This is a genomic window from Arcicella sp. GW458-12-2-14-TSB2 (assembly GCF_059423785.1).
The window spans coordinates 18,363-41,768 of record NZ_JBWKYN010000028.1; the positions used below are offsets into that span (position 1 = coordinate 18,363).

17 protein-coding genes are annotated in these 23,406 nt (G+C 36.7%); 4 read left to right on the forward strand and 13 right to left on the reverse strand.

Translation table 11 applies throughout. From position 1 onward, the window contains the following. The first annotated feature begins 342 nt into the window (after positions 1-342). The 3 genes from trxB (at position 343) to bshB1 (ending at position 3,290) form a co-directional block, all read left to right on the forward strand. Positions 343-1,281, forward strand: a complete 939-nt coding sequence (gene trxB, locus AC07XN_RS06285) for a thioredoxin-disulfide reductase (protein WP_309912147.1) — start codon at positions 343-345, stop codon at positions 1,279-1,281. Between the two features lie 46 nt (positions 1,282-1,327). Next, complete coding sequence (locus AC07XN_RS06290; protein ID WP_323249303.1) at positions 1,328-2,446, forward strand: peptidoglycan DD-metalloendopeptidase family protein; 1,119 nt, start codon at positions 1,328-1,330, stop codon at positions 2,444-2,446. 124 nt (positions 2,447-2,570) lie between these two features. Continuing rightward, positions 2,571-3,290, forward strand: a complete 720-nt coding sequence (gene bshB1, locus AC07XN_RS06295) for a bacillithiol biosynthesis deacetylase BshB1 (protein ID WP_309912150.1) — start codon at positions 2,571-2,573, stop codon at positions 3,288-3,290. Between the two features lie 52 nt (positions 3,291-3,342). Here the strand turns inward: bshB1 and pdxH are convergent, their stop codons facing one another. The 8 genes from pdxH to AC07XN_RS06335 all read right to left on the reverse strand — a co-directional run bounded on the left by pdxH (position 3,343) and on the right by AC07XN_RS06335 (position 13,622). Continuing rightward, positions 3,343-3,987, reverse strand: a complete 645-nt coding sequence (pdxH, locus tag AC07XN_RS06300) for a pyridoxamine 5'-phosphate oxidase (protein ID WP_494742423.1) — start codon at positions 3,985-3,987, stop codon at positions 3,343-3,345. Positions 3,988-4,206: 219 nt separating this feature from the next. After that, the gene (locus AC07XN_RS06305) at positions 4,207-4,521 is read right to left on the reverse strand and encodes a LytR/AlgR family response regulator transcription factor (protein ID WP_309912155.1); all 315 of its coding nucleotides are present in this window, start codon (positions 4,519-4,521) and stop codon (positions 4,207-4,209) included. Between the two features lie 127 nt (positions 4,522-4,648). Beyond that, complete coding sequence (locus AC07XN_RS06310; protein WP_494742424.1) at positions 4,649-6,139, reverse strand: c-type cytochrome domain-containing protein; 1,491 nt, start codon at positions 6,137-6,139, stop codon at positions 4,649-4,651. Positions 6,140-6,372: 233 nt separating this feature from the next. Continuing rightward, positions 6,373-7,446: a twin-arginine translocation signal domain-containing protein gene (locus AC07XN_RS06315; protein ID WP_494742425.1), complete on the reverse strand. Its 1,074-nt coding sequence runs from the start codon at positions 7,444-7,446 to the stop codon at positions 6,373-6,375. Between the two features lie 3 nt (positions 7,447-7,449). Next, complete coding sequence (locus AC07XN_RS06320) at positions 7,450-7,818, reverse strand: glyoxalase superfamily protein (protein WP_494742426.1); 369 nt, start codon at positions 7,816-7,818, stop codon at positions 7,450-7,452. A gap of 1 nt (position 7,819) precedes the next feature. Next, positions 7,820-9,142 (reverse strand): alpha-L-fucosidase, encoded by a 1,323-nt coding sequence (locus AC07XN_RS06325; RefSeq protein WP_309912162.1) that lies wholly within the window; start codon positions 9,140-9,142, stop codon positions 7,820-7,822. A gap of 76 nt (positions 9,143-9,218) precedes the next feature. Next, entirely contained in the window at positions 9,219-10,700 is a 1,482-nt protein-coding gene (locus AC07XN_RS06330) for a DUF1501 domain-containing protein (protein WP_309912164.1), read from the reverse strand. A 135-nt stretch (positions 10,701-10,835) separates the two neighbouring features. Continuing rightward, the gene (locus AC07XN_RS06335; protein WP_494742427.1) at positions 10,836-13,622 is read right to left on the reverse strand and encodes a DUF1553 domain-containing protein; all 2,787 of its coding nucleotides are present in this window, start codon (positions 13,620-13,622) and stop codon (positions 10,836-10,838) included. A gap of 361 nt (positions 13,623-13,983) precedes the next feature. On the opposite strand from AC07XN_RS06335, the gene AC07XN_RS06340 reads away from it, so the two are divergent. After that, positions 13,984-14,868, forward strand: coding sequence for an AraC family transcriptional regulator (locus AC07XN_RS06340; RefSeq protein WP_309912167.1), 885 nt, complete (start codon positions 13,984-13,986; stop codon positions 14,866-14,868). Between the two features lie 79 nt (positions 14,869-14,947). On the opposite strand, the gene AC07XN_RS06345 is transcribed toward AC07XN_RS06340, so the two are convergent. The 5 genes from AC07XN_RS06345 to AC07XN_RS06365 all read right to left on the reverse strand — a co-directional run bounded on the left by AC07XN_RS06345 (position 14,948) and on the right by AC07XN_RS06365 (position 22,818). Then, positions 14,948-17,539: a TonB-dependent receptor gene (locus tag AC07XN_RS06345; RefSeq protein WP_494742428.1), complete on the reverse strand. Its 2,592-nt coding sequence runs from the start codon at positions 17,537-17,539 to the stop codon at positions 14,948-14,950. 370 nt (positions 17,540-17,909) lie between these two features. Next, positions 17,910-18,905, reverse strand: coding sequence for a YpdA family putative bacillithiol disulfide reductase (locus AC07XN_RS06350; protein ID WP_494742429.1), 996 nt, complete (start codon positions 18,903-18,905; stop codon positions 17,910-17,912). A gap of 212 nt (positions 18,906-19,117) precedes the next feature. Further along, on the reverse strand, positions 19,118-19,834 hold the full coding sequence (locus AC07XN_RS06355; RefSeq protein ID WP_309912174.1) for a head GIN domain-containing protein: 717 nt from the start codon (positions 19,832-19,834) through the stop codon (positions 19,118-19,120). A gap of 106 nt (positions 19,835-19,940) precedes the next feature. Next, entirely contained in the window at positions 19,941-22,376 is a 2,436-nt protein-coding gene (locus AC07XN_RS06360; protein WP_494742430.1) for a PspC domain-containing protein, read from the reverse strand. Between the two features lie 73 nt (positions 22,377-22,449). Next, positions 22,450-22,818: a PadR family transcriptional regulator gene (locus AC07XN_RS06365; protein ID WP_309912178.1), complete on the reverse strand. Its 369-nt coding sequence runs from the start codon at positions 22,816-22,818 to the stop codon at positions 22,450-22,452. Positions 22,819-23,406: the final 588 nt, after the last annotated feature.

The window sequence follows — 23,406 nt, forward strand, 5'->3', positions numbered from 1 at the left end:
TATGCATGCGAAGTTCGGTTAAACGCTTGAAAGGCAATGTTTAACTCGAATTTCGCATGTATAGTTTCAGGCTAATCTTTCATTGAGCAGACCATCGTTTTGTGATAAAAATTAGTTTTGTACAAATTATATTTCTCTGTAAATATTTTTACACACTTCAAAAACAAGTTCATATTGCTGACAATCAACAACTTAACATCCATATCACTATTTCATTTTGAATAATTTCTTGGCATTCTGGATTTTATCTGCAATTTTTACGTATAAATTTTTGTTCTCATTTTACTAGCAAACTAGCATAAATATTACAAAAATTAAGTACAAAAAGTATTAAACTTAACAATGGCAGAGCATACCAAATGCCTTATTATAGGCTCAGGACCAGCGGGTTACACCGCAGCAATTTACGCTTCACGTGCAGGATTGACACCGATAATGTATCAAGGGCCACAACCAGGCGGGCAGTTAACAATAACCAACGACGTAGAGAACTTCCCAGGATATCCTAATGGAATTCAAGGACCAGAAATGATGCAAGACCTAGAAAAGCAGGCTCGTAGATTTGGCACTGATGTACGTTATGGAATGGCTACTTCGGTAGATTTTTCAGTAAGTCCAAAAAAAGTTTTCATTGATGATACACACGAAATTTTAGCAGATACCGTTATCATCTCAACGGGCGCTTCAGCCAAATGGTTAGGCTTGCCTTCGGAACAAGCTTTTAATGGTCGTGGCGTGTCAGCTTGTGCTGTTTGTGATGGTTTCTTTTTCCGTAATCAGGAAGTAGCAATCGTTGGTGGTGGTGATACAGCAGCAGAAGAAGCTACTTACTTAGCCAATCTTTGCTCAAAAGTACACATGATTGTACGTCGTGATGAATTACGTGCTTCGCAAATCATGCAAAAAAGAGTTACTTCAAACCCTAAAATTCAAATGCACTGGAATACAGAAACAGATGAAGTGTTAGGTGATGACGGAGGTGTAACAGGCGTAAGAGTAAAAAATACAGTATCAAACGAAACCACTGTTTTACCTGTAACAGGTTTCTTTGTGGCAATTGGTCATAAACCTAACACAGACATTTTCAAAGGTTTCTTGGATATGGATGAGGCAGGATATATTATCACAGAAAAAGGATCGAGCCGTACTAATATTGCAGGGGTATTTGCTTCAGGCGATGCACAAGACAACATTTATCGTCAAGCAATTACAGCAGCAGGAACTGGCTGTATGGCGGCTTTAGATGCAGAAAGATGGTTAGCTGAAAATGAATTACACTAACAGCCTATTTTGATGGCATCTTCGTTCTTTATTAATTTTATTTCAGATGAATACAATTAAAAAATTATTAGTCTTAGTATTTTGTCTCGTTTCATTCATTTCTTTTTCACAAGAATCTGGGAGTTTTAAGAAAAACCCTAAGATTAATGTGAAAACAAATGCAAAGGATAAAAGCAACAAAAATTTAGACGAAGCCTTAGATGAGTTGCCCAAACTGCAATTCAGGACTGACTATGTTCCTGAACCAGTAGCTACTTCGTCGGCTATTACTGCTTCCTCAAAATTTGAACCTGCCAAAGAACTAAATTCTTCGATAAGTATTTTTGATACAACATCTGTTGATGAAAGAGAACCTTTAATTGTTGAGATTGAAGAAGAAACCAGAGCAGAAGGCAGTGATGATTTTGTGTCAGTAGCCACCTATTTTTCTATTTGGGATGCTACTAATATCGACCCTTACGATATTAATCCAAAAGATTTTGACGATGTAGTAGATATTGAGCTATTTAATAAAGAACAAGGTAGATACTGGTCTGTACCAAACACAGCACCAAAATTAACGTCTGTTTTTGGTCCTCGTTGGGGAAGAATGCACTCGGGCGTTGATTTAGATTTAGAAACTGGCGACCCTGTTTATGCTGCATTTGATGGCATTGTCAGAGTATCAGGATATGATGGCGGTGGATATGGTAAATTCTTGGTAGTTCGTCATTATAATGGCTTAGAAACGCTTTATGGTCACTTATCTGCTAAAAACTTTGAATCTGGCGCTTATGTAAAAGCTGGTGACCAAATCGGTTTAGGTGGAAGTACAGGTAGAAGCACAGGTTCACACCTGCACTTTGAGACTCGCTATGAAGGGAACCCTTTCAACCCTGCGATTTATGTATTTAATTTTTCTGGTGAAAGAACTGAACCTGTTTCAGACCATGTATTAATTTCTGCCAGAGTATTCGATACCTACGGACTTTCATTAGATAACGAATATGGTTCAAGTGCTAGAAAAGTAAAAACACGCAGAACTGCTTGGACAACCGTTCGTTCTGGTGATTCATTATATTCTATCGCTAACAGAGCAGGAATTTCGGTAGATAAATTAGCAAGAATGAATGGTATGAGAATTTCTGCTAGTTTAAGAATTGGAAGAAGACTTAGAATTCATTAATTAATAGTAATAATATTTAAAAAGAGCCAACAGCACCAAAATCTGTTGGCTCTTTTGTTTTTTAGCTCAATTTCCTGTTTAAATTGCAACGTTTTTCAATTCAGAAATAAGAATTTATATTACAATGAAGTTAGATATATTGGTGATGGCGGCACATCCAGATGATGCCGAATTAGGTTGTGCTGGAACGATTTGTATGCAAATAGCGCAAGGCAAAAAAGTTGGAATCGTTGATTTTACTCGTGGTGAGCTAGGAACAAGGGGGACACCTGAAATTCGCTTGGCTGAATCTGTTGAAGCTACCAGAATCCTAGGAGTTCATGCGCGCGAAAATCTGGGGTTTAGAGATGGTTTCTTTGTCAATGATGAAGAGCATCTGATGAAACTCATTAGAGTAATCAGACGCTATCGTCCTGAAATCGTGTTAGCCAATGCCATTAACGACCGTCACCCAGACCATATTAAAGGCTGTGAGCTAGCAGTAGATTCATGTTTTAAATCGGGACTACGAATGGTTGAAACGTTTGAGGATGATGGAACTTTACAAGAAGCTTGGCGACCTAAAAATGTTTATCATTATATTCAAGATAGGTATATAGACCCTGATTTCGTAGTAGATATTTCGGCATACTGGCAACAAAAAGAAGATTCAATCAGAGCTTTTAGAAGTCAGTTTTATGACCCAACCTCAAAAGACCCTGATTCATATCTTTCTTCTCCTGCATTTTTGAAATTTGTGGAAGCACGTAATCGTGAAATGGGACATAGTATTGGTGCAGAGTTTGGCGAAGGCTATACGTCTTACAAAAAAATTGGAGTAACTGATTTATTTCATTTGAAATAGTGATATAAAAATTAAGTCAGTGACGCCCAAAAAGTCACTGACTTAATAAAAGTTAAGGAGATAGACGTTCTATCTTCCAAACGTGTTCTTCTAATTTTGTATAAGCAATCCTATCGTGAAGCCTTGACGGACGACCTTGCCAAAATTCAACATAAGTTGGTATTAAGCGATAACCACCCCAATGCGGAGGGCGGGGAATAGGGTCATTACCAAACTTTTCTCTTAAATGTTTTTCTCTTTCTTCCAATACTTCCCTACTTTCAATCACCATACTCTGATTAGAAACCCAAGCTCCTATTTGGCTTCCTAACGGACGGCTTTGAAAATAAGCGTCTGATTCTTCAGCACTTACTTTTTCAATAGTTCCTTCAATGCGTACTTGACGCTCAAGTTCATTCCAAAAAAATGTAATACAAGCATTAGGGTTTTCGGCTAATTCTGTTCCTTTCTTGCTAAGGTAATTTGTATAAAAAGTAAAGCCACTATCAATACCTTTCAACAAGACAATCCTTGCTGAAGGTTTAGCATCGTTGCCAACCGTTGAGACAATCATAGCATTGGGCTCTGGTAGTTTACTGGCGATAGCCTCATTAAACCATTTTTGAAATTGTTCTATCGGAGAAACACTTACGTCTTGAACGTCTAAGCTGCCTTTGCTATAGTTTTCACGAAGTGCAGCAATATCGATTTGTATCATTATTGGATTGACTATCTTTCTATTATATAGTCCTATTTTGGTTACTGATAAATTAGTAAAATGATGCTCATACCATTTACTTTTAAATAAACACAAAGTGTATATAATAGTTGCGTAAACGAGTAAGAATCAACATTACTAACGCACAATTTCGGGAAAATAAACCAAAGCAACAATGAGCAAAGTTATTGTTATATCGCAAATCTGTATTAAATAGATTTATTTAGTCAAGCAAAAACGCTTTCTACGTGAAATTGGAAGGATTCGGCCATCTAACAAAATAAGGTCATATTTATCTACCTCCCGAATGAATTTTTGGTTTACTAAATACTTTCTGTTGATTCTCAAAAATGAATCGGTATTAACTCTTCCTTCAACTTTAGAAAGGGTTTTGGCGATTACCTTTGTTTTTCCAAAAGCAAAGTGAATACGTGTATAATTGATTTCTCCCTCAAAAAATATAATTTCATTCGCAAAAAAAGTAGCTCTTTTACCCAATTTGAATTGGATTGGCAGAATATGTTGTGGTATCATGGTATTGCTATGTTAGGAGGATTTTACATAACAATATTCCCAAAATTTGGTAAGTAGAACAATGTGTTAAATACGGTAAAGTGTACCGTATTTAACCCGTATTTATACATGTAGCTTTTGCTTAATCTTATTTCGCCACCACCTTCTGTGTATTTACTTTGTTGGTATCATTAGTAGGTATTTTATCTTCCCACCCAATATTTACCTCAACATTCGGCAATGCTTTTTGTAAGGCTAATACGCCTTGCTTAGTAACTTTAGTTTGCCAACAATATACTTTTTTTAGGCTTTTCAATTTTGCCAATTCTTTGATGCCAGTATCGCTTATTTGGGTATCAAATAAATTGATGTATTCCAGAAACTTCAAATCCTTTAGTTGGGCTAGCCCAACATCAGTAATGGCTGTGTGTTCTAAATGTAAACGCGTTAAATGTTTTAATTTAGAAATTTCAGCTAAGGACTTATCTGTAATCTTTGTACTACCCAACTTTAACCATATAATTTGATCAGATAGATTGGTCAAAAGATTTATTTTTGAATCATCGAAAGAACGAGCATTCACAAAGTTGACATCTAAAAAGTGCTGTTCTTTTGATACAGACATCACCACAACATTCATTGATGTTAGTTTCTGAATATCACTTTCAGTAGCGGCTGATACTTTTTCGTTAAATACAGGTGAAATACTTTCTCCGCCACTAGTATTATTGGTTTCCCCTCCGCTACTCAAAGATGCTAAGAATGGTTTTACTTTTTCGTCTGGTTTTAGTTGTGCTACTTTCTTATCAAAGCCCGCTCCGTTTTGAATCCACCAATGTAAAAGCGAGATTTCTTGTTCGCTCAGAGGTGTTTTCCCTTTCGGTGGCATGTGGTGTTCGTCTTCTTCGGGCAATAGCAAACGTTTGATTAATTCGCTGTTGGTCGCATCATTTGCTTTGATGATTGCCCCATTTTCTCCACCTTTTATCAAAAGTTCCTGAGTATCCATTCTCAATCCTCCTTTGATTTTATTGGCATTATGGCAAGACCAACATTTTTGTTCCATTACGGGGGCAACAATATCTTGATAGACCAATGCTTCATTGATATTTTCAATTTTCTTTCTAACTCCTGTTCCTCCTTTGGTTCTCGGTGGCAATCCTGCTATCGAACGAAAAGGCTCGGGCGTATAAGCGTATAGATAGTCTTCGCCATGCGTCATATTCCCCCCTAAATGTCCTGTTCCTGTTAATAAAATCACAATTAAATAAACAGCAGGCATATAGGCTTTCTTCATGGTTGGGTCTTGTTGCCAATTCACTTTCATGTACCAAGCCGCTAACGCAACTAATGCTACACCAATACCCATCCACTGGTGAAGGAATAATGTTTCTTCATTGTATTCACCAGAAGTAGAAAGCAGATAACCAAAAATACAAGATATCACTGCCGTAATCATACCCCAAAACAAAATGGGCGCTATAGCAGGTTGTAAAGATTCGAGTCCTTTTTTACGAGAAATAAGTTCTAATATGGCAGCAATCATCAGCATTCCGATAGGTAGGTGAACTACTACAGGATGAAAATGTCCAAAAAACATTGCCCAATCAGAAGGAACATTCGTTTGTAATAAAATCATTGTTTATTGTTTTGAGCTTTTAGCAATCAGATTTGAGCAATGAGCTGTGAGTTCTTGGTCACTCATGGCATGACTTCCAATTACTTGACAAGTATGATAAAGCTAGCAAAGTCATGCCGTGAGTCTTTTTTATGTTAAGCTAAATCATCTATCATGACTAGCGAGAGAATTAATTCCCTCGCTAGTCATGATAGATGATTTTTATAATTATAGCGTCAATAAACTCATTACTCCTACGCAATTCTTTCTAATTTAACTGGATACGTTTTTTTAGAATTCCATTGAGGGACATAAACGTTTTCGTCAGAATCTACATATACATCATGCGGATGCATGAATACTTGATTAGGGTCATCTTTGTACTGACGTTGTAGTTTACCGTCTTTGTAAGTAGGCTCTGAACCACCCGGTGTTGACACTACTTTCATATCTTTATCCAATACTTGTATGTAACCAGAATTATTCCAAGACCCATCTGTACTTCTGAAAGCGGCAGCAAAAATATGATCGCCACGTAATACTGGGCGACACACAAAAGTACCCGGCAAATGATAAACTGCTAAGAATTTTCCATCTAATGTAAAACGTTTCAAACAGTTATGCACACGGTCGGTAACTAGTAACGTAGGATTCTTTTTATCACGAGTATCTACTAAAATACCGTGGCAGGTATCAAATTTCTCGTCGGTATATTCCTTAGAATACCCACCAAAATGACGGATATATCTTCCTTTTATATCGTATTGCGTAATGTATTGCGAGCCGTACCCATCCGCCACATAAATATCACCATTGGCAGGATTAACGGCTGTTTCGGTAGGCACAAAACGATTCGGTGATTCATAAACGCCTGTTTCTTTGGGATATTCAAGCTTCATTACTTCACGCCCTTTCAAATCCGTTTTAATTACTTGGTGACGAGCATTATCGCAAATAAACAAAAACTGTTCTCCGCCTTCATTTGCAATGGTTAAACCGTGTGCACCTGGATAGGTAGTTCCCCAAGCATCTAATAACTTCCCTGATTTATCATAAATCAAGATATTATTTCTGGTTTCATTGGTACACATAATCAAACGTCCTTTGGCATCTTCCACCATTTCGTGACAATCGTTCACAGGATTTTTGTCAGCATCCAATACGCCCCATCCAGCTATTACTTTGTACTTGTGTGAATTGTGTCCAATCACAACGTTTTCCATGTTCTTTTGAATCTTATTCGCCGAAACTGAATTTGCTATTAAGCCAGAACCCACAGCTAAGCTACTGGTTTTAAGAAAGTTTCGTCTTGATTGATGCTCGTTCATTGATTATGCTTTTTTATATTCGTTAAATAGTAATCGGTTTCCAAAAGGGTCTGTTAAACTCATGATGCTTGCCCCCCAAAAGGCTTCTTCTATGGAAGGGCGATAATATTTATAAGGTCTGGTTTGTAATTCGTTGAAGAAACTTTCTAAATCAGAACAGTCAATAAAAACTTTTCCTCCCGGAGTGCAGTCTCCGTAATGTTCGGTAAGATGAAAAGTCAATTCCCCTCTTGAAATCTGGATATAATAAGGCGTATTTTCTTCAAACTGATGTACCCAGTCTTCTTGAAAACCGAGCCAATCAATATAGAATTCTCGGGCTTTATTGACATCAAAGATTCTCAACAAAGGAATTGTCTTTTCTATTTTCATATTATTTTTCTAATTCAATGACGTTATCTAACTCGCTTTTATCTAAAGATGCAATATCAAATACAAAATAGTTATTATCTAATTTTTGAAACTTAATAGGAGTACCATTTTTAAACAACTTCGCACTTTTGAACGCTTGAGGAACTTTCAACATAAACTTATCGTCATTGTATTTCAATAAATGAAGATAGATTTTGTTCCCTTTTTCAGTAACAGCTCCCCATTCCTGCGGACGAATAAAGCCACCTTTAGAGCCATAAATGGTTTCTCCATAAACTTTAGTCCACTCTCCTACTTTCGCCAAACGTTCTACAAATTCTGGTTGGATTTCCCCATTTGGCATTGGCCCAACATTTAATAAAAAGTTAGCTCCATAACCAGCAGCACGTACCAAATAATCTACCAATTGCTTAGGTGTTTTATAGTGGTCATCTTTGATATTATATCCCCATGCACCATTCAAGGTCTCACATGTTTCCAATGGCAATGCTGAAATATCTTGTCCGCTCAATCCTCCTTTGTTTTCTCCCGGTAAGTCACGCTCAAACATTTGAAAGTCTTCTCCTGGTAATGGACTCAAATGGTGATTATTCCCAATCAAACATTGTGGTTGAAGTTTATGAATCAAGCCATAAATCTCATCATATTTCCAGTCAATTTTTGATTGCAAGGTTTTGTCATGGTCATTATCTAGCTGATCCCAATGTCCATCAAACCAAATAGCCGATACTTCGCCATACTTTGTCAATAACTCTGTCAATTGACTTTTCATAAAAGCTAAATAACTGGCATAATTACTCTTTTTAGTACGGCCAGTTCCCTTTCCAGTTTTCCCTGTTTCATAAGGATAATCATCACGGTACCAGTCTAACAAAGAATAATAAAAACAGATTTTAATCCCTTGTTTATGACATTCGTCTGCCAATTCCTTTACAATATCACGCTTATAAGGCGTATTCATGATATTCCAGCTTGACTGCTTCGTATCGAAATTACTAAAGCCATCATGGTGGCGAGTAATCAAGGTAATATATTTCATCCCTGCACCTTTGGCAATATCTACCCATGTTTTGGCATTAAAATCAACAGGATTGAAGGCTCTTTGCAGTTTGGTATAATCCTTCACAGGAATATTTTTTATTTGCATTACCCACTCTCCATCACCCAAAACACTGGATAAACCCCAGTGAATAAACATCCCAAAGCGTGCTTTTTCAAATTCTTCACGTGCTTTAATATTTTCGGGACTTGGCGTATAACCCGTTTGGGCAAATGTTGACAAACTTGTTAATAAAGCCAATAAGGCTATTTGTATCTTTTTCATAATAGTTTAAAATATTTGATTTAAAGGAGTAAGATACAACTGCACAATTATACTCTATTCATGCTATCCTGTTTAATCAGGACAGCACAGGCTTAATCACTTTTCCTGCCGTATCGGTCAATCTAAAGTTTCTTCCTTGAAAAGGATAAGTAAATTCTTCATGATTGAAACCTAAGCAATGCATAATGGTAGCTTGCAAGTCAAAAACGGAAGTTCTATCCTTCGTACCTACATATCCAAGAGGGTCAGTTTCACCATGAGAATATCCTCCTTTGATGCCTCCGCCTGCCATCCAAACGGTAAAGGCTTCGGTATGATGGTCTCTGCCTTTAAAAGCCGCTGCTTTGCCCTCGCGGTTCTCTTGCATGGGTGTTCTACCAAATTCGGCACCCCACACAATCAAGGTTTCGTCTAATAATCCCCGTTGTTTTAAATCTTGTATCAGTGCCGTAATGGCTTTATCGACGGTAGCACATTTATTGGTTAAGCCATTCACGACATCACTGCTTTCAGAAGCTCCCCCGTGCGAATCCCATCCCCAATCAAATAATTGTACAAACCTTACTCCTTGCTCTACTAATTTTCTGGCTAATAAACAGTTGTTGGCAAAGGATTCTTTTCCCATTTCAGTACCATACATTTCATGAATATAGGCAGGTTCTTTGGAAATATCCATTACCTCAGGTACTGTTGTTTGCATCTTAAAAGCCATTTCATATTGCGAAATTCTAGCTAAGGTCTCAGGGTCATGAAATTCTTGATATGACTCCTTATTGATTTCAGTAATAGCATCAATCGTATTTTTCCGAATGTCGCGATTTACCCCTGATGGGTCAGAAATATATAAAACTGGCTCTCCTTGGTTTCTACACTGTACTCCTTGATAAACAGAAGGCAAAAAGCCACTTCCCCACAAGGCTTTACCCCCGTCAGGATTTTTCCCTCCAGATGTTAACACCATATAGCCCGGCAAATTCTGGTTTTCAGACCCTAACCCATACGTTGCCCATGTACCCGTGCTTGGTCGCCCTAAACGTGCCGAGCCTGTATGCAAAAGCAATTGTGCTGGTGCATGATTAAATTGGTCGGTATACATGGCTTTTAAGAAAGAAATATCATCTGCCACGGTTTGTAAATGTGGCATTTTATCCGACATCCATGCTCCGCTTTGTCCTACTTGTTGGAAATTCGCCTGTGGACCCATCATCTGAGGTACTCCACGAATAAAGGCGAATTTCTTACCTTCTAAAAATGACTGAGGACAAAGCTGTCCATCCAATTTCATCAATTCTGGCTTATAGTCGAATAATTCTAATTGCGAAGGAGCGCCCGCCATGTGCAAGTAAATAACAGACTTAGCTTTCCCTGCAAAATGAGGCATTTTAGGCGATAAAGGATTAGCAACATTCGTCATAGCCGAAGGCTGATTGCCTCCACAACTCTGTAGCAAAGAACCCATCGCCATCATTCCTAAACCTGTAGTACATTGTTTTAGAAAATGCCTACGTGTTTCATGACGAAGCGTTTCAAAAAGAAGTTCTTCTTGTAAGTTTTTCATAATTGCTATAAGCTTTATATTAATTGGCTAAAGGAGTCTTTTTTACCCGCAGATTTCAGAGATTTTTTCGCTGATTTTCGCAGATATGATAATAGAAAACTCCTCATTCTAAACTCCAAACTCCTCACTCATCAATCATTCTTTCATAATAAACTCATCCAAATTCAGCAAGGTGCTTGCTACTAAAGTCTTGGCAGCTAAGTCAGGAATATTTTTTGGTTTGATATTATCATCTGGACAAATATTCAACAGCAACGCTGCCTCATTTTTACTTTTCTGATACGTTATTAGTGTGTTAGTATAAAGCTTTTTCAAGATGGCTAATTTCTTGTCTGTAATGTTTTTACACATCGTTAATCGATAAGTATTCTTGATTTGCTCATCAATTGTTTCCCCGCTTGCTTCCATCTTCTTGGCTAGGCTTTTAGCACATTCTAAATAAACGGGGTCATTTAAGGTAACAAGTGCCTGCAAAGGTGTATTGGTTCGGATTCTCCTAGCCAAACAAATATCACGGTTTGCTCCATCAAAAGTTATCATGGATGGATAAGGCGTTGAACGACGCCAATAAGTGTATAAAGCCCGTCGATATTTATCTTCCTTATCACTTAGTTTCCAAGCCATACTACTATAGGGCGTATTCCAAATGCCATCTGGCTGATACGGCATAACACTTTTACCATACATTTTATAGCTCAATAAACCACTTACCAACAATGCTTGGTCTCTGATTTGTTCGGCCGACAAACGTACTCTTGGCCCACGAGCCAACAAGCGATTCATCGGGTCTTTTTCTAATAAATCTTCATTAGCTTTTGAATCTTGCTGATATGTTGCCGACATGACGATTTCCTTCAACAGCTTTTTAGGTTTCCATTGATATTCATCCATAAATTTTATAGCCAGAAAATCTAATAATGCTGCATTAGTAGGCGTGAAACCTTGTGTACCAAAATCCTCTAGGGTTTCTACCAAGCCCGTTCCAAAAAGTTGCTCCCAAAAACGATTCACCGCCACTCTGGCAGTCAATGGATTTTCGTTACTCCCTAGCCACATGGCTAAACCTAAACGATTTTTAGGCGCTCCTTTCGGTAATCTTCCCAAGGCTTCAGGAATATCTGGTTGTACTACTTTCGTTTTTGCTAACCAATTCCCTCGCTCCCAAACATTGGTTTGTCGGGCATATTCAAGAGGGTTATCGAGCATAACGGGCGTGTTTTCAGTATTTGCCCTTATTAATTCCAAAAAGGATTGTTTTTTTTCATTGTACTCTGGCTTTCCTTTGCCCGGAAATTCAGGTAATAAGGTAAAACTTCCAATCACACAAGTACTTTGGTCTGGTTTGACTTTTGCATTCTTGAAAGTCAAGTACCAATCCTGTCGACCGCTCATTTTGGGTAAATCATATAATTGATAGTCCCATGAGTTAGTCCATCCTCCTTTTTGCGTAGTGTCTAATTTTATCGTCGTGAGTACTTTCCCTGTCAATGAGCCTAAGCGAATTTCCATCAACGTTGGGCTTCCTGTTTTGTTTCCATACGCTACCAAAAGCTGTCTTTTGCCCTCCACAGGCAAAGACTTAAACCTTACCGAACCGCCATTTCTTACGCCTAGATATTTATTATCAGCCAATGCCCCATTAATAAATTGGTCGCCCGCATGCGGATGAATTTTAGGTTCTAGAAAAGTCAAATATTGCGTAATTTCTTTTTCTTGCTCACTATTGAAATTAGTTTTTAACCACGTTTGTAATTGAGTTAATCGCTGTTGGTCTTCTGGTTTATTAAATTGTCTGAGATAAGGAGAATCGTCTGGTACATCTTCATCACGAGTATTGTAGAAAAACGCCATTGATTTATAATAGTCTTCATGACGAATAGGGTCATACGGATGCGAGTGGCATTGTACACAAGCAAAGGTTGTAGACTGAAATACCTCCCAAGTAGTATTTACTCTATCTACCATCGTAGCATTTCTAAACTCTTCGTCGTCAGTACCACCCTCATCATTATTAACAGTATTCCGATGAAAGGCCGTAGCGATATATTGTTGTTCGCTTGGGTTTTTCAATAAATCACCCGCCAGTTGTTCTTTAATAAACTGCGTGTAAGGCATATCTTGGTTAAATGCCTTGATGACGTAATCTCTGTATTGCCAGATATTCCTGCCTTCATCTTTTTCATAGCCTTTTGTATCTGAATACCTAGCCATATCCAGCCACATCCCTGCCCACCGTTCACCAAATTGTGAGGATGCCAGCAGGCTATCTACCATCTTTTCATAGGCATTATCACTATCATCCTTCATAAATTCCTCTATTTGTTTTTCGGTAGGTGGTAAGCCTGTTAAATCCAAACAAAGTCTTCTTAATAATATCGATTTTTCCGCTTTAGTTGAAGGTTTTAAGCCTTCTTGCTCCAATTTATTTTTTACAAAATAGTCAATGTCATTCTTCTCCCATTTATCACCAAACAAACTAAAGAATCCTGCAAAAAAGCCTTTGTTCGGCACTGCAGGCATCTCTGGTTTTACAAAAGCCCAATGCTCGCCCCAATTTGCTCCTTGATTCACCCATTTTGTTAATATTTCTATCTCTTCTTTTTTCAGAGGCTCTTTTTTCAAAGGCATCCTTTCTTCAGGGTCTTTATGCGTAAGTCTGATAATAAATTCTGAATGCTCAGCATCGCCTGGGATAATAGCTGGCTTTCCTGATTCGGTTTTTCCCAACGCCTCTTCTCTAAATAGCAAACTGAATCCGCCTTGCTTTTTTACCCCTCCATGACAAGCAATACAATGCTTGTTCAAGATGGGTTTTACTTGCGTACTATAATCTACCTCATTGCCTGTTTTATTCAGGGAATACAGCGAATATCCCCCAATAATGACAATAGAACCGATAAAGATTAATTTACTAATATTCATATTTTTACGAATCTTACAATGTAGTGACCCTTACTTATCAAAACAGTTCACAGTAAAAACCCTATCTATATGCTAAATACTTTTGAATGAGTTTTTTCCCGTTTAATTGTAAACTATTATTTTAAATCAATGGCAGTTTACAAGCTTGCCCTATAAAGATGGATAATGTACTGGAAAATATCATCTATGTTGATGAAAAAGCGAAAAACAAAAACAGTATGTACCAAGTATCCTTATCCTTAATTACGATTGATATTTTGAAATAATCTAATATTTAATTGCAAACTTACCTGTTTAAAGGCTACATTTACATGACTCTTTTTATGAAAAACATAGATAATATTATTATATATATACTTCAATGACTACAAGAGAAGAAGGCTTTTTAGGACAACGGACATACATTATGCCTCATGAGTTATTGTCAAGAGTTATTAAGCACCCATTAGTCGAAACCTTATATATTACTGACATTGGGTATTATCTCAAAGCAAATAACCATGCTTGCGAACGTAAAAATGGTTGTGGACAGCATATTCTAATATATTGTTTAGAGGGCGAAGGCTGGTATATGGTAGATAACCAAAAGTATTTTGTCAATCAAGACCACTTTTTTATTATTCCTGCTAATATTCCACATAGCTATGGTGCCAATATTGATAATCCATGGACAATCTATTGGGTACATTTCGTTGGTACACTATCGGCACATTATATAAACTTCTTATTTGAAAACACTAAAAATTATTCGCCTGTAGCATTGCTTCCCAACAATCAGCGTTTAGTGATGTTTGATGATATTATTTCGCATATCGAAATGTCATTCAATGATGATAACATCGTTTATGCAAACGCACAATTCGCCCATTTTCTAACTACTTTCAAAGCTTCTGTTTTTAACCCCAATCCTCAACACACTACAGAAACTGACCCTATCAGTAAGGTAATTGCTTATATGAAAAAACACCTGACTGAAACACTCACGTTGGAACAATTGGCAGATGTAGCAGGAATGTCTGCATCGCATTTCTCAGCAGTTTTTCGACAGAAAGTACAAAGTTCCCCAATCAACTTTTTCACTTTTCTCAAAGTACAACAAGCCTGTAGCTTATTAGAACATAGCAAATTAAGAGTAAAGGAAATTGCTTACACCATTGGTTATAATGACCCTTATCATTTTAGTAGAATATTTACGACAGTGATGGGTATTTCACCTCGTGAATTCCGTAAAAAAATAAAAGAATAGGTTGACTTATAAAGTAATCAGCATAAAAAAAGCGACTCTGATTGCTCAAAGTCGCTTTTTTTCTTAGGAAATGTTATGATTATCTTGGACGACCACCACCGCCACCAGTAGTTGCTGGAGCTGCTTGTTGTTGCTGACCGCCGCCGTTTCCGCCACCGTCGCCACCATCTTTCAAGTCATCGTTATTAACAGATTTCTTTCTCTTTTTAGGTGCATCAAAAGACATCTTACCAATACGGTAACTGAAGTTAATTTTAAAGTTCATGTTACGTAAAGTAGTAGTACTTTGCTGAGAAATCGTCGAAGATTCTATGTTATTATTAATCTTGAAACCATTAGGTGTAAAGAAGTTTTCAGCTCCAAAACCGATACTTCCTTTTTTGTTTGCCAAGTCTTTCTTAATACTTAAACTGTAAATTCCGAAACCTCCTTGGCTACCTTGTAATTGTACTTGATTACCACGATAGAATGAGAACGCCTGAAAGCCCCAGCCTTTAGAAAGGTTATAACTACCAAACATTCTAAAGCTTGCTACCCATCCTTGGTTTTTAGCATTCAAAAGTGGGTCAGGGTTGTTGTTATTCAAAACAGCATAATAAATATCTGTTCCTCCGCCTAATTGGAATTTGTTAGAGATATTCACACTACCAAACAAGTTCATTCCATAAGCATCTTCATTACCAATGTTACGGTAAGAAGTTAAAAGGAATGGTCTGCCTTGGGCATCTACTTCATTTGTACGAATACTTTGGATAGAACCTGTAGTATTACGCATAAACAATGCTGTTGTCAAGAACGTATTTTTAAAGAATGTATTTATCGTAAATTCATAGTTGTTGGTGAATTCAGGCGATAAGTTTGGATTACCTTCTGTAACGTTTGAAGGGTTTGAAGCATTACGATTCGGGTTTAAAAACTGTAATGATGGTCTTTGAATACGACGGTTATAAGCCAATTTCAAAGTAGTTCCCCCTTTCAAGCTTTTTGATACGTTGAAACTTGGTACCAATGTTCCGTAGCTTGGAATATCAATATTATTCTTTGCTCCACCTTCCGTTGTTTGAATCGCATTGATGTCAGTATGTTCATAACGTACACCACCTTTGAAGCTATATTTTTGCTTAGTTGTTAAGGTATAAGAAAAATAAGATGCTGCAATGTTTTGGTCGTAATCTAATGCTCCATTATTTCCAACTTGAGTAAACGTACTATTTACTTTTCTGAAAATTCCTTTTCCACCAAATTCAATCATTTGTGTTTTACCAATTGGTGATTGATAATCTGCTTGAAGTGTAGTTTCTTGGTTATAACTTGGGTTGATATTCGAAATACGGTTTCTACCTAATTGAACTAAAGAGTCAGATAAACCATAAATAATGTTCGTGAAATTATTTTTACGATCATTACGACTATACTGTGCTGACAAACTTAACTCTTGCTGAGGCTTTTTGAACGTATGCGTATAGTCAACGTTTAAATCTATCGTTCCAGAATTATCTTTCGTTTCTACATCACGTACTGTTGTTGTATTACTTCCATTTGTTCTGATAATGTTTGTAGATAATGCATCTTGAAAAGTATTCTGATTTCTTGCACCATAACGAGCAGAAGCAGTGATTGAGTTAGACTTATTAATATCCCAGTCCCATCCAAATTGATAAGAACCAAACAAACCATCATTTCTAGTTGATGCACTTTGTTTCGTAATTGTTCCATCAGATTTAGCTAGCTGTGTATTAACAAACTCACCATTTACATTATAGTTAGCACGGCCAAAACCACCTAAAGAGAAACCCATGTTTCCTTTTCTATAGTTTCCGTTCAATGACATGTTAGCACCACGAATACCTACACTGCTATCCAAGTTTAGGGTTAAACCTTGTAGAGTATTCTTTTTAGTGATGATGTTGATAATCCCTGATGACCCTTCAGCATCGTACTTAGCAGAAGGCGAAGTAATTACTTCAACAGACTTAATCATGTCTGATGGAATTTGTTTCAAGGCATCTGCAATACTACTAGCTACAATTGTTGAAGGTTTATTATTAATCAACACCTTTACGTTTTGGCTACCACGAAGTGTAACGTTACCATCCAAATCTACTGATAACGAAGGTACTTTTCTTAATACATCTGTTGCGTCACCACCTTTGTTAGTTGCATCTTTTTCAGCATTGTAAACCATTCTGTCAACTTTGTCTTCAATCAAAGAACGCTGACCTTCTACGGTTACTTCTTGTAAAACTTGACTTGTTTGGTTTAATTTAATCACACCTAAATCAATGTCATCGTTTTTGTTCACAATTTTCACATCAATTCTTTTTGAGTGATAACCCAAAAATGAAATAGCCAATACGTAATCACCAGTAGCTACTTTTGCTAATGTAAATTTACCTTTATCATCACACACTGTTCCGTCAACAGGTTTGTTAGTTGCTTTCGCTAATAATGCCACACTCGCAAATTCAACAGCTTTAGTCGCTGATGAGTCGATTACATAACCAGTAATTTTTGCTGACCCTTTTGGCGCAGCTTGAGCCGTTCCCGGAATAGCAGTAGCTTCTTTGGGACGTCCGCCACCCATTCCGCCCATTCCCCCTACTGGAAACTGTGCAAAAAGGTTGGTGCATATAAGGCTAAATAACGTTAAGGATAATAATATTTTTTTCATAAATATATTTTTAAAATGTTCGCTCTTTTCTTTAATCAGAAGCAAAGTTGGAGTAAATAATTTGTTGTAAGAATTAAAAAAGTACAAATGGATTGAATTTGAGATAAGTGGGAAACCCACAAAATTTATCGATTAGACACTCTTAGAACACAAAAATTGCACTGTCTTCTCTTAGATTTAGACAATTTTCGACCAAATACAGAAGTGTGTCGGTGAATGACAATTTTTTATGGACTCAATTTAAAGAAGCTAGAAAAGGCTGATACACAATACCTTTTCTAGGCAATGAGTATGAAATTTATTGCTGATTTAACCTATTTTCTCACCTTGTTTATAGGTGTATTCGGGAGAAAGCAATTATAAACAGTCATTAGTAGTTAGTGTTATGAATAACCTTACCTGTTATCTTCTGTAGAATTTTAGTCGCATGAATCCTTGAATTTTCAATAAATAAGGAATGCGTATTCATTCCTCCACAAATTACCCCTGCTAGATATATATTGGGTAAATTTGTTTCCTGTGTGTCGTCATTATACGTAGGTTTTAGGATTTCATCATTTGATAACGTAATTCCTATTTTCCGTAAAAAATCTAAGTTAGGTTGATAACCCGTCATCGCAATGACATAATCGTTTTCAATCGTAATAATTCCTTCGGGCGTTTGGATATCTATTTCATGTGGACGAATACTGGCAACCTCTGAATTGAAATAGGCTTTGATAGAACCTTCCTTGATTCTGTTTTCAATATCTGGCTTAGCCCAATACTTTACCCTGTTTCCTATTTCGTCCTGTCTGATAACCATTGTTACGCTTGCTCCTTTTCGCCAAGTTTCTAAGGCTGCATCAACCGCAGAATTATTGGCACCAACTACTACTACATTTTGTAAAGCATAAAAATGCGGTTCTTCGTAATAGTGTGTTACTTTTGGTAAGTCTTCACCAGGAACATTCATCAAATATGGAATATCATAAAAACCTGTGGCAATAATAATATGCTGTGCTTGATATTCGCTTTTAGTAGTTTTAATGGTATAAATAATATCTTCTTTTTCGTCCGACTTGTCGATTTGCTCAACACCTTCGAAAAGTTTTATATGCAACTTTCGGTGAATAGCTACCCTCCGATAATATTCTAAGGCTTCAGAACGAGTTGGTTTAGCATTATTTGAAACAAAAGGGACATCACCAATTTCAAGTCTGTCCGAAGTACTAAAAAAGGTCATGTTTGAAGGGTAATTGTAAAGCGAATTTACCAGACATCCTTTTTCTAAAATCACATAGCTTAATCCAGCTGTTTGGGCTTCTAATCCACAAGCCAAACCAATAGGTCCTCCACCAATAATAACCAAGTCGTAATGTTGCATATAAGTAATAATTGTGAATTGAGAGTGGTGAGTCTTCCGTCAATGCGATTCTGAGAGCTACATCTTAACTCACTCAACAACATCATTTATTTTAATAGACACTTATCATCTTTTAATAGAACAAGTTTCTCTGTCTTTCTAACACACAAAACCCCGCAAGAGTTCTGCAACACTTGCGGGGTTTAAGCATTTAGCATTTATTCATGCTATATTTACTCTCCACTCTTTACAGATGAAGCACCAGACACATCAGATCTTACTGATGGCTGTCCTTTGTATCTTACGGATGAAGCACCACTTGCTTCTACATTCAATGTTTTACTAGCGTTTACTCTAGCAGAACTTGCACCAGAAACTTCAGCATCTACATCTCTTGCTACAAAGTTGTATGAATCTACATTACTTGCACCAGAAAGGTCAAAGTTAAGCTTAGAGGTTTTACCGTTTAATTTTACCCTAGATGCTCCAGAGCAATCTAAATTCACTTTGTCGGCATTGATACTAATTTCAGTATTGGCAGCGCCTGAAAATTTCAACGTCACATCTTCTAAATCATTGAAACCTGAGATTTTAGATCTAGTAGCACCCGAGAAATCTACTTGTTTTAGGTTGGGCATAACAATCGTAAAAGATACTTTCTTACGGTTATTATTCCATTTCCAACCACCATTTGAATTACGGTATTTGGCTATAAGCGTTGTGCCACTTACCTTAACTTCCAAATCTTCAATGTCTTCAGTACGTTCAGCATCCACTAATACTTTGTAGGCATTGCCATACTTTACATCAATGATAAAAGCACTTGACATATCTAATTTATCAAAACCTTTCAAAGAAAACTCTTTGGTATTCTGAGCAAACATTACGTTGGCAATTCCTAATAAAAAACTCAATAATAAAGTGTTACGAAAGTAGGTTTTAGTATTCATGTCTTTGTTGTTTTTATTTTTTATTAAGATGCAATGTATGCTACAAAGGTTGCACACTTGTTCTTTTTTTTATAAAAGGTTTAGTATTATGATAAAACGGCTATTATTAGTCTTGTTCTTTTTCTATAGAACCGCCCTCTTGTACTGAACGATTCACTGAAGGTTCGCCACGATAACGAATAGAACCGAAGCCTACAGTTTTGGCATCTAGTTTTTCACGAACATTGATTTCTGCTGAAGCTGTGCCTTTTACTTCTAAAGTGGCACTGACAACATCCAAATCGAACGATTCTAATTTTGATTCATTGTCTAGTTTAGCTTTCAATTTGTTGTAATTTCCGCTAACCTTTAGTTTAACACCATTAGCAAGGTCAACCAAAAGTTCTTCTCCGTCAAAATTCTTTATTTTACTAGTTCCCACACCACCTTTAATAGCAAAGCCTTTTAATCTTGGCATACTAATGTGAATATCATAAATATCACTTGGCTTTTGTCCGTCTTTGGCTTCAATAATCAATGTACCGTCAGACACCGTATATTTCAATTTTTCAAGGGCATTTTCCCCAGCGCTACTTACTTCTACACTAAACTCGTCTGCTTGATTTACCAATACATTCGATATACCAGACAGGTTGACTCTTATGTTTTCAAAATCTTTTAATGGCAAAGTCTGAATAGATACGCCCTCAGGGAAACCATATTGCTCATCATCTGAATTATGGTCTGAATTTCTTTTTGGGAAACGGTTCTCACAAGTAAGGTCTCCGTCTTTGGTAAACTTCCAGATTGAGCCTTTGAATAAATCTCCTGTACTTTCATCAAAATATCCACCATCAAAATTGTTATCTACAAAACTTGCAAAGCCACGAGTCATCGAGAATGTTTTTCCATAAGGAATATATACTTTCATTCTGATTCTTTGGTCACGGAAATGAGCATCATCTTTGAATTCAAATCTGTCATCAAATTTCAAAACAGAGTCTTTCTGAACGATATTATACATAACAGACATTGCATTGATTTCTGCATCTTTTTTGTCAGCACCATCTGCTCTGAAAATTTTCTCAATTTTAATGTCAGTACCATCATAGCCAATTAGCTCAACAGAAGGCTCCCAGTCTTGATCCAACCCTGTATAATTGATATCGAAGATAGGAGTTTTCTGATTGAAGTTAAACGTTACGTTTTCTTCAATAGAGGCTGTTTTTGCAAAGTTTTTAGCATACTTTACACCCGTGTACATAGAACTAAGCAAGCCAATCAAGAACACCCCTAGTAAGCTTTGCCAAACGATTGCATTGAAAAGGTTTCGGCGAATGACCAATGAAATACCAGCACAAGCCACTACAAATGCAGGAACTGCCAATGTTAGGAAACCACCTAAAAATAATAATGGAGAAGCATCACGTGCAATCAAACCTATAGGTAAATGGTCACCAATATATACGTTAGCATTTTCCAACGCTGTTAAGCCTACAAAAAGCGAAAAGAAAAGTGCTATGATAAAGATTACTCCCGAGAAAGTCATCATCCCTCCCACAAAGATTCTGGCAATGGATGCTAAAAAAACTGTAAATGGTCCTAATGCTTTAAATACTTGCGAAATAACACGGAAAGGTAATAACAAGATTCTAGTGAGTGTATCCTCAGGTTTACCTTCTGAATGCAACGTTCTTTTGATGTTTGATTCGATGTTTTCAAGCGTAATAGGTTCGCCCGACATTTGCATTTTATCTGTCAAAGACTTCGCTTCTGGTGCTATCGCCCACAGGATTAAATATAATACAACGCCCGAACCAAAAAGGAAAATACTAAGTACAAATACAAAACGAAGCATACCTAAATCCCAACCTGTATAAGAGGCTATACCGCTTACTACGCCCCCCATTACTTTGCCGTCTGGGTTAAGGTAAAACTTACGGATTCTATCGTCTTCTTCCAATGCTGCATTCGCAGGGAAAGCAATCCAACAAGCGATGTATAACACGAATGTTACGCCGCTTAATATGCCTGCTGTAATCGGACCTATGCCTAGTAAGAAAAATAAAAATGTTAAGCGAATCCAAAGTGGGTCAAAGCCCAAATTATGAGCAAGTCCTGCACAAACGCCACCTAATAGTTTTCTTTTGACATCTCTGTAGAGTTTTCTATCATGTGATGCAAACCTACTATTTTCATAAGTATGTGCTTTACGCTCTTGATATTCCTCTTGTTTTTTCTCTTCTTTAGGTTCTTCTTTTTTCTGTCCACCTACAGCAAAGTCTTCATCTTCTTCGATGGCGGCGAAATCAGACACAGAACCCATTGAGGCAATTAAGCCATCTACATCTTCAATGGTAATTACTTGAGAATCTTCACTTTTATGTTTAGTCCAAAATTTTTCAGCAATTCTGGCTTCGATGTCTGCAACAATTTCTTTTGAGCCTTCATAAGAAGCAAAATATTTCTGAATAGATTTCAGATAGGCATTTAATCGCTCGAAGCCGTCTTCTTCGATATGAAAAACTATGCCTGCAATATTGATTGATATGGTCTTTTTCATGTTTGAATGAATATATGAGTTAATACCCAAATGCTATTATTAGTTTTGTCTGGTTGGCGTTTAGCATATTTTCTTAAACTCCTTCCTGCTCTGACTCTTTGTTATGATGATGAAAAGAATCATGAATTATTTGATTGACAGATGCTTGTAATTCACTCCAAGTTTCGCCAAACTGAACCAAAAATGTTCTTCCAGTATCTGTTAGGATATAATATTTTCTTGGAGGCCCTGATACCGACTCTACCCATTTGTAATCTAACAATCCCGAGTTTTTTAACCGTGTAAGCAAAGGATAGAGCGTTCCTTCCACAACCATTATTTTGGCAGAAGTTAGCTCCTCAAGCATATCAGAGGCGTAAACTTCTCCTCTGGAAATGATGTGCAGGATACAAAATTCTAAAATTCCTTTCCGCATCTGCACTTTGGCATTTTCTAAATCCATATGTATATGTTCTGTTTATATTGTTGGTCTCAAAGTGTTCAACCCTGAATAATAAGCTATTGATTGCGGGCTGTGATATTGGCTTTTCATGTTGAATAAATGGCTTACTAACTGTTGTTTCATTACTCAATGTATAAAGCTTGTGAATCAAACCTTGAACAAAGATATAAAAAGGTACTATGCGATGCAAGGTACTATGGTAAAATATTTTTTGATTTATACAAAAGGATTAAAATAATTACGAAAGGCAAAAGAAAGTCAGTAAAAACTAAGAGGGAAAAAGTAGCATTGGGCTAAAAAAAATTTAGCGAACCTTAATAAGGTTCGCTAAAATGTATCACTAACACACCAAAATATGGTTTCGAGTTTAAAGAGCATAACTCTTCTTGCTAAAAACCTATTTGAATTTATAGATATCACTATTTACTTCATAAGTAAATAGCTAAATTGATCTTCACTTGAAAGAATTAAATAAAACCTAAAGTAAATGATAATAACAAACTTATAACAATAACTTGTTAATTCAAATTTGAATTATATTTTTCTTGAGTAATGGAAAAAAACTTGTTATTTATTATCAATCTGTCT